The sequence below is a fragment of the Heterorhizobium halophytocola genome (assembly GCF_017873095.1).
In the GTDB taxonomy this organism is placed as follows: domain Bacteria; phylum Pseudomonadota; class Alphaproteobacteria; order Rhizobiales; family Rhizobiaceae; genus Allorhizobium; species Allorhizobium halophytocola.
Map to the genome: position 1 here is coordinate 401,979 of NZ_JAGGJU010000003.1, position 14,503 is coordinate 416,481.

General features: G+C 64.1%; 13 protein-coding genes and 1 tRNA gene. 11 read left to right on the forward strand and 3 right to left on the reverse strand.

From position 1 onward, the window contains the following. Positions 1 to 72: 72 nt before the first annotated feature. Both J2Z17_RS07435 and J2Z17_RS07440 read right to left on the reverse strand, forming a co-directional pair. On the reverse strand, positions 73 to 369 hold the full coding sequence (locus J2Z17_RS07435; RefSeq protein WP_209943638.1) for a nucleotidyltransferase family protein: 297 nt from the start codon (positions 367 to 369) through the stop codon (positions 73 to 75). Positions 370 to 537: 168 nt separating this feature from the next. Further along, positions 538 to 613: transfer RNA gene (locus J2Z17_RS07440), tRNA-Lys, on the reverse strand. 280 nt (positions 614 to 893) lie between these two features. Here J2Z17_RS07440 and J2Z17_RS07445 point away from each other — a divergent pair. Both J2Z17_RS07445 and J2Z17_RS07450 read left to right on the forward strand, forming a co-directional pair. Continuing rightward, on the forward strand, positions 894 to 1,661 hold the full coding sequence (locus tag J2Z17_RS07445; RefSeq protein WP_209943640.1) for a cytochrome c biogenesis CcdA family protein: 768 nt from the start codon (positions 894 to 896) through the stop codon (positions 1,659 to 1,661). 45 nt (positions 1,662 to 1,706) lie between these two features. Next, the gene (locus J2Z17_RS07450) at positions 1,707 to 2,669 is read left to right on the forward strand and encodes an AEC family transporter (protein WP_209943642.1); all 963 of its coding nucleotides are present in this window, start codon (positions 1,707 to 1,709) and stop codon (positions 2,667 to 2,669) included. On the opposite strand, the gene J2Z17_RS07455 is transcribed toward J2Z17_RS07450, so the two are convergent. After that, positions 2,637 to 3,845, reverse strand: coding sequence for a UbiH/UbiF family hydroxylase (locus J2Z17_RS07455; RefSeq protein ID WP_209943644.1), 1,209 nt, complete (start codon positions 3,843 to 3,845; stop codon positions 2,637 to 2,639). The genes J2Z17_RS07450 and J2Z17_RS07455 overlap by 33 nt on opposite strands. 193 nt (positions 3,846 to 4,038) lie before the next feature. Here J2Z17_RS07455 and pcsA point away from each other — a divergent pair, with 193 nt between their 5' ends. The 9 genes from pcsA (at position 4,039) to yjfF (ending at position 14,495) form a co-directional block, all read left to right on the forward strand. Beyond that, a complete protein-coding gene (gene pcsA, locus J2Z17_RS07460) occupies positions 4,039 to 4,767 on the forward strand; it encodes a phosphatidylcholine synthase (RefSeq protein ID WP_209943646.1) in 729 nt (242 codons plus the stop codon). Positions 4,768 to 4,939: 172 nt separating this feature from the next. Then, positions 4,940 to 6,514 (forward strand): ABC transporter ATP-binding protein, encoded by a 1,575-nt coding sequence (locus tag J2Z17_RS07465; RefSeq protein WP_209943648.1) that lies wholly within the window; start codon positions 4,940 to 4,942, stop codon positions 6,512 to 6,514. Further along, entirely contained in the window at positions 6,504 to 7,598 is a 1,095-nt protein-coding gene (locus J2Z17_RS07470) for an ABC transporter permease (protein WP_209943650.1), read from the forward strand. Before J2Z17_RS07465 ends, J2Z17_RS07470 begins: the two co-directional genes overlap by 11 nt. After that, the gene (locus J2Z17_RS07475; RefSeq protein ID WP_209943652.1) at positions 7,595 to 8,512 is read left to right on the forward strand and encodes an ABC transporter permease; all 918 of its coding nucleotides are present in this window, start codon (positions 7,595 to 7,597) and stop codon (positions 8,510 to 8,512) included. Before J2Z17_RS07470 ends, J2Z17_RS07475 begins: the two co-directional genes overlap by 4 nt. A 46-nt stretch (positions 8,513 to 8,558) precedes the next feature. Continuing rightward, entirely contained in the window at positions 8,559 to 9,632 is a 1,074-nt protein-coding gene (locus tag J2Z17_RS07480) for a BMP family ABC transporter substrate-binding protein (protein ID WP_209943654.1), read from the forward strand. Positions 9,633 to 9,802: 170 nt separating this feature from the next. Further along, entirely contained in the window at positions 9,803 to 10,765 is a 963-nt protein-coding gene (ytfQ, locus tag J2Z17_RS07485; RefSeq protein WP_209943656.1) for a galactofuranose ABC transporter, galactofuranose-binding protein YtfQ, read from the forward strand. A gap of 198 nt (positions 10,766 to 10,963) precedes the next feature. Beyond that, positions 10,964 to 12,523 (forward strand): galactofuranose ABC transporter, ATP-binding protein YtfR, encoded by a 1,560-nt coding sequence (gene ytfR, locus J2Z17_RS07490; RefSeq protein WP_245223918.1) that lies wholly within the window; start codon positions 10,964 to 10,966, stop codon positions 12,521 to 12,523. After that, on the forward strand, positions 12,520 to 13,536 hold the full coding sequence (locus J2Z17_RS07495) for an ABC transporter permease (protein ID WP_209943658.1): 1,017 nt from the start codon (positions 12,520 to 12,522) through the stop codon (positions 13,534 to 13,536). Before ytfR ends, J2Z17_RS07495 begins: the two co-directional genes overlap by 4 nt. Then, a complete protein-coding gene (gene yjfF, locus J2Z17_RS07500; protein ID WP_209943660.1) occupies positions 13,533 to 14,495 on the forward strand; it encodes a galactofuranose ABC transporter, permease protein YjfF in 963 nt (320 codons plus the stop codon). The genes J2Z17_RS07495 and yjfF overlap by 4 nt, the downstream gene beginning before the upstream one ends. Positions 14,496 to 14,503: the final 8 nt, after the last annotated feature.

The window sequence follows — 14,503 nt, forward strand, 5'->3', positions numbered from 1 at the left end:
CTGTGTGTCTCTCGATGCCCTCCATGGCTTGCAGCATCTCGAAAAGTACCGGCTCCACCTTCCGGTTGGCCATCAGAAGACGCGGATGGCGGATTGCTCGATCTCGTCCCGCAGCAGCGCATGGAGTCTGTTGCGGGTCGTCAGATCCACCTCGAGCGCCAGCATTGCTTCCAGAAACTGCTTGATTTCCACCAGTTGAACCAGGGAGAAACGCGACGAAGGATCATAGTCGATGAAGATGTCCAGATCACTGGATGACTGGGCTTCGTTGCGCGCCGTAGATCCGAAACGATAAAGAGCCGTCGCGCCCATATCCCTCACGGCATGGGCATTCTGAGTCAGCAGGTCTATCGCATCGGCTCTCTTCATCGGAGCATCTTATACGATACCCCGCAAGTCATCCACTTCGTTTGCACGCGGCATCGTCAGCAGCTGTAATTGCGGATCTCATACGTCAGACGCGAGCCGGGCGTAGAAGTACGACCGGCGTCCCGCTCGGCATGACCGACGGCAATTTGCGGAATGATCGCGAGAATATGGTGAGAGCGCAGGGGTTCGAACCCTGGACCTACTGATTAAAAGTCAGTTGCTCTACCGGCTGAGCTACGCTCTCCCAAAGGCGGCCAAATCGGGGCCGTCGGAAGTGCGCGGAACATAGGCAGGTCGATTTGTCCGGTCAACCCGGAAAATCGTGAAAATCCCCAGTGTCGTGGCGGGGGCAAAACGGGCTGCCTGAAGCGTGCCGGATCGGCTGCCGGCCAGGGCGGAGAGGTCGTGGACGCGACCGGACCGAATGTCGCGGCGAACGGAAAGGTGATTGGCAAGTGAGGGGTGGCGGGGTTAGGTAGGCGCCACCGCCGTCAGCACGAAAACTTAGCCAGGAGCCCCGTTCGTTGTCGATTGCCGAAATCTCGTTCTTCAGCGCGCTGCTGGCCGGTGCACTTTCGTTTCTGTCGCCCTGCGTGCTGCCGCTGGTTCCGCCCTATCTCTGCTACATGGCCGGCATCTCGGTCGATCAGTTTCGCGGCGGCGCCGTGGCGCAAGGGCCGGATGCGGATGGATCGCAGGCGGCTGCCCGTCGCGCGGTGATGTTCTCGTCGCTTGCCTTCACCCTCGGCTTTGCCACCGTCTTCGTCGCCCTCGGTGCCGGCGCCTCGACCATCGGCATGGTCCTGCGCCAACATCTGGACGTGCTGGCCAAGATCGGCGGCCTCGTCATCGTCGTCATGGGCCTCAACTTCCTCGGCGTCTTCCGCATCGGCTTCCTGTCCAGCGAGGCGCGCTTCCAGGGCGGCGGCAAGCCGGCGACGCTGACCGGCGCCTATGTCATGGGCCTTGCCTTTGCCTTCGGCTGGACGCCCTGCATCGGGCCGGTGCTGGGCGCCATTCTGGGTATCGCCGCGTCGCGCGACACGGTGGGAGAGGGCGCCCTGATGCTGGCGGTCTATTCGCTGGGTCTGGCCGTGCCGTTCTGGATCGCGGCCGCTTTTTCCGGCGCCTTCATGCGCTTCCTCACCCGCTTCCGCCGCCATCTCGGCCTGGTCGAGAAGTTGATCGGCGGGCTGCTGGTTGCGACCGGGCTTGCCTTCATCTTCGGATTCGTCAGCGATCTGGCGATCTGGTTCCAGCAGACCTTTCCAATCCTGTCGCAAATCGGCTAAGGCCAGATCCGGGTTTAAAGAGCACGCGTCCGGGTGGGGTTTGGCATGGCAGACATCGTTGCACTGGTTCTGCCGTTTTTCGGGCTGATCCTGATCGGCTTCCTGGTCGCCAAGGTCAAGCATCATCCGGCCGAGGCGCTCGGCTGGCTGAATGTCTTCATCATCTATGTCGCGCTGCCGGCGTTGTTCTTCAAGCTGGTCGCGCAGACGCCGATCGAGGATCTGGCGCAGGTCGATTTCATCGCCGCCGATCTGTTCGGCACCTATCTGGTCTTCGCCCTGGTCTTCATCATCGGCCGCTATCTGCGCCGCAATGCCTTCGACGAGTCGGTGATCCAGGCGTTCGGCGGATCCTACGGCAATATCGGCTATATGGGGCCGGGCCTCGGCCTGCTGGCCTTCGGCGAACAGGCGGCGGTGCCGGTGGCCCTGGTCGTCTGCTTCGAAAACGCCCTGCATTTCATGGTGGCGCCGGCGATGATGGCGATGGCCGGCGACGAGAAGCGTCCGCCCCATCAGGTGGCATGGGAGGTGGTCAGGAAGGTCAGCACCCATCCCTTCATCGTGGCGACCGCGCTCGGCTTTCTGGTGGCCGCCCTGCAGGTCCAGCCGCCGGTGGCGCTGCAGCGCCTGATCGACTATCTGGCGCAGGCAGCGGCCCCCTGCGCGCTGTTTGCCATGGGTGTCACGCTGGCGCTGCGGCCGCTGAAGCGCATTCCGGTCGAGATCGGCTACATCGTGCCGGTCAAGCTCGTCGTCCATCCGCTCCTGATGTGGGTGGTGCTGAGCCTTGCCGGCAATTTCGATCCGGTGTGGATCCAGGCTTCGATGCTGCTGGCGGCGTTGCCGGCGGCCACCAATGTCTTCGTGCTCGCCCAGCAATACGGTGTCTGGCAGGAGCGGGCCTCGGCGACGATCCTGATCACCACGGCGCTCTCCGTCGTCACCGTCTCGCTGTTTCTCTACGCCATGAAGTCAGGCCTTTTTCCGGCGGACCTTTTCCCGTAGGCCCTGGCCGATCCGGGTAAAACCGAAACCGGGCGCGACGCCCTCCTGCATCACGAGATGGCGCAGCGGCGCCAGATTGGCGAGCACGTGCAGGCCCGCGGCGCGCAGCATCTGGACCGGCAGGAAGGACGACAGCAGCGAGCGGTTGAGCAGATCGACGCTGGCCGTGCGGCTCCACACGTCGGCGCGCCGCTTGGCATCGTAGCGATCCCCGACATCCGCCCGGATCTCCGTGCCGGATGCCGCAAGCAGGCTTTCCAGCGCCATCACATCCCGCAGCGATAGATTGAGCCCCTGCGCGCCAATCGGCGGGAAGGCATGCGCCGCTTCCCCGATAAAGGCCGCGCGACCCTTGCCATAGCGCCGTGCGCTCATGCCGGACAGCGGCCAGGCCTGCGCCGTGCCCTCGACGGTCACCTTGCCGAGCAGGGCGTCCATCCGCGTTTCGACCGCGCGGGAAAGCTCCGCCGCCCCAAGACCTGTCAGCCGTTCCGCTTCCTTCGGCGCGACCACCCAGACAAGGCTCGAGCGGTCGCCCGGCAGCGGCACCTGGGTAAATGGTCCATGGTCCGTGTGGAACTCGGTCGAAACATTGCGATGCGGCAGGCGGTGGGCGAAATTCAGCACCACGGCGGTTTGCGGATAGGTCCAGGTCTTGACCGCGACGCCCGCGGCCTCCCGGGTCTTCGACGCCCGACCGTCCGCGCCGACGATGAAATCCGCCGTGACGCCGTCGCCGGTCGTCAGGGTGATGCTGACGGAGTCGGCCGTCATGTCGATGGTCTCGGCGCTGGCCTCGATCAGCGTCAGATTGGGTTCGGTCTCAGCCGCCGGGCGAAGCGCCTCGATCAGTGCCGCGTTCGGCATGTTGTAGCCGAAGGCATCGAGCCCGATCTCGCCGGCGCGAAAGGCGATCGGCGGCGCGCGCAGCAGGCGCCTGGTGCCGTCGAGGATCTGCATGACCTGCAACGGCGCGGCGGCGGGGCGGATCGCCTCCCACAGGCCGAGGCGGTCGAGATAGCCGATCGACTGGTCCATCAGCGCGGTTGTCCGCTGGTCATCGGGCCGTGTCGCCGGGGCGATCAGCGCGACCTTGCGGCCGCGGCGGGCCAGCGCGATGGCGGCGATGGTGCCGGCAAGTCCGGCGCCGATGACGGCGATCTCGAAATGCTTCATGGTTTTTCCACCTGTTTTCCGATGATTATCTAGGACGGATGACCGGCAAAATCCATGGGCGATCCGCCGCAGTCCTGTTCTTTGTCAAGGCGCGGCAACCGTAAAAACACGAAGTCGCCAGGGGCAAGGCGGTTGCAAATCTCCTGTTTTCGGGGAATATCGCGGCACCGCTGAGAGAGGGTCCCGGTCCGGTATGAAAATATTCAATTACAGGCGTGTGCCATACGCCGAAATTCGCGCGTTTTCGGTTCACATCCTGACGGCTTCCGGGTCGTTTCTGGCCTTTCTGGGGGTGGTCGCCGCAGCCGAGCACCGGTTCGTCGACATGTGGTGGTGGCTCGGCCTGGCGCTTGCGGTCGACGGCATCGACGGCCCGATCGCCCGTCGGCTGAAGGTCAAGGAAGTGCTGCCGAACTGGTCGGGCGTCATGCTCGACAACATCATCGACTACGTCACCTATGTGCTGCTGCCGGCCTTTGCGCTTTATGAAAGCGGCATGATCGGCCAGCCCTGGTCGTTTGCCGCGGCCGGCATGATCGTCGTCTCCAGCGCGATCTATTATGCCGATACCGGCATGAAGACCGGCGAGAACTTCTTCTCCGGCTTCCCCGTGGTGTGGAACATGATGATCTTCGGCTTCTTCGTCGTCGAGCCGACTGCCGAGGTGGCGCTGGTCTTCGTCGTCGTCTCTGTCATCCTCACCTTCCTGCCGATCAATTTCCTGCATCCGGTCCGGGTGCAGCGGCTGCGGCCGCTCAATCTTGCCATGTTCGCCGTCTGGTGCATCTGCGGCGGCTATGCGCTGCTTGCCCATTTCCAGACGCCGCCCTGGTTGCTCTATCCGTTCATCGTCAGCAGTCTCTATCTCTACGTCATCGGCGCCGTGCTGCAATTCTTCCCCAGGCTTGGCCGCCGCGGCTGAGCCCGATTGCCCGGGTTTTAGGCGCTGCCCACAAAAAAGTCGGGCAGGGGACGTTGTGCACGGCAACAATCCGGGTATCAATAAGGGCCTGTCGCCACCCTTCGGGGTTGCGCACTGAAGGGAACTGGCCGGGGAAAGCAACAACAAACCCGGTGGCATCTAAGGGGAACCCGTGTCGCCTTCGCATCAGCCGAACACGGCCGCACTGTTGTCTGTCGCAGGACTGACCAAGCGTTTCGGTCATTTCGCCGCCTGTGACGCGATCGATCTTGCGATCGCGCCGGGCGAGATTCATGCCCTGCTCGGTGAAAACGGGGCGGGAAAATCGACCCTGGTGAAGATGCTGTTCGGTGTGCTGGAGCCGAGTGAAGGCGCCATCCTGTGGGAAGGGCGCCCGGTGACGATCGCCACCCCCGCCGAAGCCCGGACGCTGGGCATCGGCATGGTGTTCCAGCATTTCTCGCTGTTCGAATCGCTGACGGTCGCGGAAAACATCGCGCTCTCGCTCGACGACAGCGTGCCGCTGGCAACCATTGCCGAAAAGGCGGCCGAGCTGTCGAAGGCCTATGGTCTGCCGCTCGATCCGAATGCCCATGTCGCCGATCTCTCGGTCGGCGAGCGCCAGCGCATCGAGATCGTCCGGGCGCTGCTGCAGAACCCCAAGCTGATCATTCTCGACGAACCGACCTCGGTGCTGACGCCGCAGGAGGCGGACCGGCTGTTCGAGACGCTGGAGACGCTGCGGGCCGAGGGGCGCTCCGTGCTCTATATCTCCCACCGGCTGGAAGAGGTGCAGCGGCTCTGCGATGGCGCGACCGTGCTGCGCCATGGCAAGGTGACCGGCGCCTGCGATCCGCGGCAGGAAACCGCAGCCTCGCTCGCCCGGATGATGGTCGGCAGCAATGTCGCGGCGGTCGACCGCGACGTGGGCTCCGCGCGCGGCGACGTGGCGCTGCAGCTGTCGCGAGTCTCGCTTTCGCCGCGCACGCCCTTTGCCATGCCGCTGCGCGAGGTCGATCTTGCCGTGCGGGCCGGCGAAATCCTGGCGATCGCCGGCGTGGCCGGCAACGGCCAGGGCGAACTGTTCGACGTGGTCTCGGGCGAAAGCCCGGTCGCGGATGCAGAAGCCGTGCGCATTCTCGGCAAGCCGGTCGGACGCAAGGGGATTTCCGCCCGCCGCCTGATGGGCGCCTCCTTCGTGCCGGAGGAGCGCCACGGCCACGGCGCCGTCACCGAGCTGGCACTGACCGACAATCTGCTAATGTCGCGCTGGAAATCCGACCGGCGCGCCTTCCTTTCCGGCGGCCTGCTTGACGTCATTCGCTCCGACGCGATCCGCACGGCAACCCAAAGGGTCTGCGCGGCCATGGATGTGCGCAAGAGCGGTGAGGATCCGCCGGCAGGCGCGCTTTCGGGCGGTAACCTGCAGAAATTCATCATCGGCCGCGAGCTCGATCGCCAGCCCTCGGTGCTGGTCGTCAACCAGCCGACCTGGGGCGTCGATGCCGGGGCCGCAAGCCGCATCCGCCAGGCGCTGGTCGATCTGGCACGCGCCGGCTCGGCCGTGCTGGTGATCAGCCAGGACCTGGACGAGATCTTCGAGATCGCCTCGGAGATCGCGGTGATTTCGGAAGGACGGCTGTCGAGGGCCTATCCGGCCGGCGAGCTGACGCGCCAGTCGATCGGCCTGCTGATGGGCGGCCTGCATGACGGCACCGCCGGCAGGGAGCCTGCCCATGCGCATTGAACTGCAAAAGCGCGCCGGCATCTCGCCCCTGTTTTCCATGCTGTCACCCTTGCTCGCCTTCGCGCTGACAAACGTCTTCGGCGGCATCATGTTCATGCTGCTCGGCAAGGACCCGATAGAGGCTCTCTACAGCTTCTTCATCGAACCGCTGACCGAGGTCTGGTCGCTGCACGAGCTGGCGATCAAGGCCGCGCCGCTGATCCTGATCGCGGTCGGACTTGCCGTGTGCTACCGCGGCAATACCTGGAATATCGGCGCCGAGGGCCAGTTTACCGTCGGTGCGATCACCGGCTCGATCCTGCCGATCCTGGTGCCGGATTTCCACTCCTTCCTCGTGCTGCCGCTGATGCTGGTGATGGGGATGATCGGCGGCGCGCTCTATGCGGCAATCCCGGCCTTTCTGAAGACGCGGCTCAACACCAACGAGATCCTCACAAGCCTGATGCTGGTCTATGTCGCCCAGCTGTTTCTCGATTGGCTGGTGCGCGGTGCCTGGCGCGATCCGAAGGGTTACAACTTCCCGCAATCGATCTCGTTTTCGCCCGACGCCGTGCTGCCGGAAGTGCTTTCGTCCGGCCGCGCCCACTGGGCGATCGTCTTTGCCATCGTGATCGCCATCGTCCTGTGGCTGGTCGACCGTTTCACGCTGAAGGGCTTCGAGATTTCCGTTCTCGGCCGGTCGGAACGGGCAGGGCGGTTTGCCGGCTTCTCGCCATCGCGGATGATCTGGTTCTCGATGATGCTGTCGGGCGCGCTTGCCGGTCTGGCCGGAATTTCGGAGGTTTCCGGCTCGATCGGCCATCTGCAGCCGACGATCTCGCCGGGCTATGGCTTTACCGCGATCATCGTTGCCTTTCTCGGCCGTCTCAACCCGCTCGGCATCATCGTGTCGGGCTTCGTGCTGGCGCTCACCTATCTCGGCGGCGAGGGGGCGCAGCTGTCGATCGGGATATCCGACAAGGTGACCCGCGTGTTCCAGGGACTGCTGCTGTTCTTCGTGCTCTCGGCCGATACCGTCATCCACTACAAGATCCGGCTGGTTCGCCAGAAGGTCGCATCCACCCTGACGCGGAGCGGCACATGATCGCCGAGGCCATTCTTCTGACCATCATCACAGCCTCGACGCCGCTGGTGCTGGCAGCGCTCGGCGAACTGGTGACCGAGCGTTCGGGAGTCCTCAATCTCGGTGTCGAGGGGATGATGGTGGTCGGTGCCGTCAGCGCCTTCATCGGCTCGCAGATGTCCGGCTCACCCTATATCGGCATCGTCTGCGGTGTGGCGGCCGGGGCGCTCTACTCGCAGCTTTTCGCCTTCCTCACTCTGACGCTGGTCAGCAACCAGGTGGCAACCGGGCTGGCGCTCAGCATTCTGGGTCTCGGAATCTCCTCGATGATGGGGGAAAACTTCGTCGGCCAGCCGGGCCTGCGCCTGCCCAATATCGCCATTCCCGGCCTGTCGCAGATCCCGGTGGTCGGCAAGCTGCTGTTCAATCAGGACCTGATCTTCTACCTGTCGATCGCGCTGGTGATCGGCGTCAACTGGTTCCTGTTCAAGACCCGCGCCGGGCTGAAGCTGCGGGCGATCGGCGACAATCACGGGTCGGCCCATGCGCTCGGCATCGGCGTCATCCGCACCCGCTATCTGGCGGTGATGTTCGGCGGCGCCTGTTCCGGGCTTGCCGGCGCGCAGCTGTCGCTGATCTATACCCCGCAATGGGTGGAGAACATGACCGCCGGACGCGGCTGGATCGCGCTGGCGCTGGTGGTCTTCGCCTCCTGGCGTCCCTGGCGGCTGCTGGCGGGCGGTTACCTGTTCGGCGCGGTCTCCATCCTGCAGCTGCACGTGCAGGCGCTCGGGATCAACATCCCCTCGCAGCTGATGTCGGCGCTGCCCTATGTGGCGACCATTGTCGTTCTGATCGTGATATCGCACAATCGCCGCACCACGCTCATCAACACCCCCGCATCGCTCGGCAAGCCATTCGTGCCGGACCGGTAGGGCGCTCATAGTCAACAAGAACTTCCAAGAACAAGGAGAGGCAACAATGAAAAGATTTGCAACATTGCTCGCGGCCACCGCCGCCACCGTATTCAGCCTGGCAGCAGGCGCCCAGGCCGAGGACAAGACGAAGATCTGCTTCGTCTATGTCGGCTCGATCACCGATGGCGGCTGGACCCAGGCGCAGGAGCGCGGCCGCCAGGAACTGTTGAAGGAGATGGGCGACAAGGTCGACGCGCCCTATCTCGAAAACGTGCCGGAAGGCCCCGACGCCGAGCGTGCGATCGAGCGCATGGCCCGCTCCGGCTGCAAGCTGATCTTCACCACCTCGTTCGGCTTCATGGACGCCACCTTGAAGGTTGCCGCCAAGTTCCCCGACGTGAAGTTCGAGCACGCGACCGGATTCAAGACGGCTGACAATGTCGGCACCTACAACTCACGCTTCTACCAGGGCCGCTATATCCTCGGCCAGATCGCCGCGAAGATGTCGAAGACCCACACGGCCGGCTACATCGCCTCCTTCCCGATCCCGGAAGTGGTGATGGGCATCAACGCCTTCGAACTGGGCGCGAAGTCCGTCGATCCCGAGTTCAAGATGAAGGTGATCTGGGTCAACACTTGGTTCGACCCCGGCAAGGAAGCCGATGCCGCCAAGGCCTTCATCGACCAGGGCGTCGACATCCTGACCCAGCACACCGACACCACGGCGCCGATGCAGGTGGCCCAGGAGCGCGGCATCAAGGCCTTCGGCCAGGCCTCCGACATGATCGCGGCCGGTCCCGACGCCCAGCTGACGGCCATTGTCGACACCTGGGGCGCCTATTACGTCAAGCGCGCCAAGGCGCTTCTCGACGGCAACTGGAAGGCTGAACAGAGCTGGGACGGCCTGAAGGAAGGCATCCTGACCATGGCCCCCTACACCAACATGCCGGAAGACGTGAAGAAGATGGCGGGCGAGACCGAAGCCGAGATCAAGGCCGGCACGCTGCACCCCTTCACCGGCCCGATCAACAAGCAGGACGGCACGCCCTGGCTGAAGGAAGGCGAAGTGGCCGATGACGGCACGCTGCTCGGCATGAATTTCTACGTCGAAGGCGTGGACGACAAGCTGCCGCAATAAGCCGCCGGGCGCCTTTGGTGCTGGGCACCGGAAACTTGCAGAAGGGCGTCGCTTGCGGCGCCCTTTTTGCTGATTGCAATTTTCACGGGAGGCCGATTTACAAAAGTAATATAGTATGATTTAAAAATTGCACGCCGTTGGAGGACGGTGTTTTTTGGGAGGATACCTACATGAAACGCTTTACTGCGCTTGCCAGCGCCACGGTTCTTGCTGGCCTGATGTTTACGCCCGTCATGGCTGCCGACATGACCGTCGGCTTCTCGCAGATCGGTTCGGAATCCGGCTGGCGCGCCGCCGAAACCACGCTCACCAAGCAGCAGGCGGAAGAGCGCGGCATCGATCTGAAATTCGCCGACGCCCAGCAGAAGCAGGAAAACCAGATCAAGGCGCTCCGCTCGTTTATCGCGCAAGGGGTCGACGCCATCCTCGTCGCCCCGGTTGTCGCCACCGGCTGGGACGAAGTGCTGGAAGAAGCCAAGGATGCGGACATTCCGGTCATCCTGCTCGACCGCACGGTCGACTCGTCCAAGGATCTCTACATGACCGCCGTCACCTCCGACCTCGTGCATGAGGGCAAGGTTGCCGGCGAGTGGCTGGCCAAGGAGGTCGGCGACAAGGATTGCAACATCGTCGAACTGCAGGGGACGACGGGATCGTCGCCGGCGATCGACCGCAAGAAGGGCTTCGAGGAAGGCATTGCCGGCCACGCCAACCTGAAGATCATCCGCAGCCAGACCGGTGATTTCACCCGCACCAAGGGCAAGGAAGTCATGGAAAGCTTCCTGAAGGCGGAAGACGGCGGCAAGAACATCTGCGCGCTCTATGCCCATAACGACGACATGGCCGTCGGCGCCATCCAGGCGATCAAGGAAGCGGGCCTGAAGCCGGGCACCGACATCAAGGTCGTCTCGATCGATGCCGTACCGGATATCTTCCTGGCCATGGAAAACGGCGAGGCCAATGCCACGGTCGAACTGACCCCGAACATGGCAGGTCCCGCCTTCGACGCTTTGGCCGCCTACAAGAAGGACGGCACCATGCCGCCCAAATGGATCCAGACCGAATCCAAGCTCTACACCCAGGCCGACGACCCGAAGGCCGTCTACGAAGAGAAGAAGGGCCTCGGCTACTGATCCTGAGCTGATGCCGGGTGGGGCGTTCCCGCATCCACCCTCAAACGGAAGACCGGCGGCAGTCCAGCTGCCGGCCTCACGCATCGCACAGCCGGGTTCGAGCGGCCACGGCGTCCCCTTGGGGGGCGTCGATCGCTCGTCCGCGCCGGAGGATGCCTTCCCGTTTTGCGTGCCAGCCGCAAGGATGACGATCCGAGTATGACCTCCGCACAATCCGACAGCATGAAAGACGATCCGGGCGAAGACGTTCTCGCCGCAAAGCGGATCACCAAAAGCTTCCCCGGCGCCAAGGCGCTCGACAATGTCGATTTCTCGCTGCGACGCGGCGAGATCCACGCTCTGCTCGGCGAGAACGGCGCCGGCAAGTCGACGCTGGTCAAATGTCTGACCGGTGCCTATCACCGCGACACCGGCCAGATCCTGCTCGACGGCCGGCCGATCGATCCGCGCGACACCCATGACGCCCAGACGCTCGGCATCGGCACGGTCTACCAGGAGGTGAACCTGCTCGCAAACCTGTCGGTGGCCGAAAATCTCTATCTCGGCCGGCAGCCGACGCGGTTCGGCATGGTCTCCGGCAGCCGGATGAACGCCATGGCGCGCGATCTTCTGGCGAGCTACGGCCTCGACATCGACGTCAAGGCCGAGCTTGCCCGCTATTCCGTGGCAATCCAGCAGGTGATCGCGATCGCCCGCGCGGTGGATCTCTCCGGCAAGGTGCTGATCCTCGACGAGCCGACCGCCAGCCTCGACGCGCGCGAAGTGGAGATGCTGTTCGGCGTGATGCGCGACCTGAAGGCGCGGGGGCTCGGCATCGTCTTCATTACCCATTTTCTCGGCCAGGTATTCGACGTGACCGACCGCGTCACCGTGCTGCGCAATGGCTGCCTTGTCGGCACCGACGAGACGGCCAGGCTGGAGCGCCGCGACCTGATCGCGATGATGCTCGGCCGTGATCTGGAAGCGGCCGAGGCCCGGCCGCACCGTGTCGACGCCGCCCGTTCGCCGGTGCGTTTTGCCTTTTCCGGTCTCGGCCGCAGCGGCAAGATCGAGCCCTTCGATCTCGACATCCACGCCGGAGAGGTGGTCGGCATGGCCGGCCTTCTGGGATCGGGCCGGACGGAGACGGCCGAAACGATCTTCGGCATCACGCCGGCCGACAAGGGGTCGCTCAAGGTCGACGGCCGCGAGACGAGCATCCGCAATCCGCGCGACGCGGTCGGCCACGGCTTCGGCTTCTGCCCGGAGGACCGCAAGACCGACGGCATTGTCGGCGACCTGTCGGTGCGCGAAAACATCGCTCTGGCGCTGCAGGCCAGACGCGGCTGGTGGCGGCCGATCCGGCTTGCCGAACAGGTCGAGCTTGCAGATCGCTATATCGACATGCTCGATATCCGCACCAGCGGCCGCGAAAAGCCGATCCGCGAGCTTTCGGGCGGCAACCAGCAGAAGGTGATCCTCGCCCGCTGGCTGGCTACCAATCCCGATTTCCTGATCCTCGACGAGCCGACCCGCGGCATCGACGTCGGCGCCCATGCGGAAATCATCCGGCTGATCGAGACGCTCTGCGACCAGGGCCTTTCGCTGCTGGTGATTTCCTCCGAGCTCGAGGAGCTGCTTGCCTATTCCTCGCGCATCATCGTCGTGCGCGACCGGCGGCATGTGGCGGAGCTTTCGGGAGAAGATATGACCACCAATGCCGTCGTCAACGCGATTGCCTCGCTGCCGGCGCAGACGAAGACCGCGAGGACCCCATGACGGCAGCGCTTGTCAAACGCCTGAAGCGGCTTGCCCCGCAACTGATCGCACTGGCGGTGATCCTTCTGCTCAACGTTGCCGCCTTTCCGGATTTCTTCAATATCGGCGTGCAGAACGGCCGGCTCTATGGCAGCCTGATCGACGTGCTGAACCGCGGCGCACCGGTGGCACTGCTGGCCGTCGGCATGACGCTGGTGATCGCCACCAAGGGAATCGATCTTTCCGTCGGCGCGGTGATCGCGATCTGCGGTGCGGTGGCCGCAGCCGTCGTGGCGAGCGGCCAACCGCTCTCGATCGCGCTCTTGGCGGCGGTCGCCACCGGTCTTGGATGTGGCCTGTGGAACGGCGTGCTCGTGGCCTTTCTCGACATCCAGCCCTTCGTCGCGACCCTCGTGCTGATGGTGGCGGGCAGGGGCATCGCCCAGCTGATCACCGAAGGCACGATCCTGACCTTCGTCAATCCGGGCTTCGAATTCATCGGCTCGGGTGCCTGGTTCTACGTTCCGGTGCCCGTGGTCATCGCTCTCGCCTTCGCGCTGGTCGTCGGCCTTGTGGTGCGGCGAACAGCCCTCGGCCTGCTGGTCGAGGCGGTCGGCATCAACCGGCGCGCCAGCATGCTGGCGGGCGTGGCAGCGCCCGTGCTGCTGGTCACCGTCTACCTGATCAGCGGGCTTGCCGCCTCGATCGCCGGCATCATCATCGCCGCCGATATCCGTGGCGCCGATGCCAACAATGCCGGCCTCTGGCTGGAGCTCGACGCGATCCTGGCCGTCGTGCTCGGCGGCAATTCGCTGCTCGGCGGGCGGTTCTCGATCGCCGGCTCGGTGCTCGGCGCGCTGATCATCCAGGCGATCAATACCGGCATCCTGCTGTCGGGCTTCCCGCCGGAGTTCAATCTCATCATCAAGGCCGCCGTCATCGTCATGATCCTGGTCGTCCAGTCTCCCTCGGTGCAGTCGGCGATCGCCTTCTGGTGGGCCCAGAGATCGCGTAGCCGGGAGGGCAGCCGATGAGCACCCGTCATCTGCCGCTTCTGGCCACCATCCTGATCTTCTTCGTCGCCTATGCCGTCTGCGCCTTCCAGTTTCCGGCCATGCTGTCGCTGCGGGTCTTTGCCAATCTTCTGACCGACAACGCCTTTCTCGGTGTCGTTGCCGTCGGCATGACCTTCGTCATCCTGTCGGGCGGCATCGATCTGTCGGTCGGTGCGGTGATCGGCTTTTCCGGCGTCTTCCTGGCGGTGCTGCTGCGCGACACCGGCGTTCATCCGCTGGTCGCCTTCGTGCTGCTGCTGATCGTCACGACGCTGTTCGGCGCCGTGATGGGCGCGGTCATCCACTATCTGGAAATGCCGGCCTTCATCGTCACGCTGGCCGGCATGTTCCTGGCGCGCGGCATGGCTTTCGTGCTGTCGATCGACAGCGTGCCGATCGCCCATGATTTCTACAAGGTGCTGCGCAAGGTCTATTACAAGCTACCGGGCGGCGGGCGCCTGACGCTGATCGGCATGGTCGTCATCGTCGTCTTCATCGTCGGTGCCGTCATTGCCCACCGCACCCGCTTCGGCGCCAATGTCTATGCGCTGGGCGGCGGTATCCAGACGGCGCAGCTGATGGGCGTCCCCATTGCCGCAACCACGATCGGCATCTACGCGCTGTCCGGCTTCCTGGCCGGTCTCTCCGGCATCGTCTTCTCGCTCTATACGTCTGCCGGCTACCCGCTGTCGGCGGTCGGGGTGGAGCTCGACGCGATTGCGGCGGTGGTGATCGGCGGCACGCTGCTGACCGGCGGATCGGGCTATGTGCTCGGCACCTTTATCGGGATTCTGATCCAGGGACTGATCCAGACCTACATCACTTTCGACGGGACGCTGTCGAGCTGGTGGACCAAGATTCTCATCGGTTTCTTGCTCTTCGCCTTCATCTTGATGCAGAAGATCATCCTGACGCTGTCGCGAAGGCAGAACAGATGAGCTGAAAG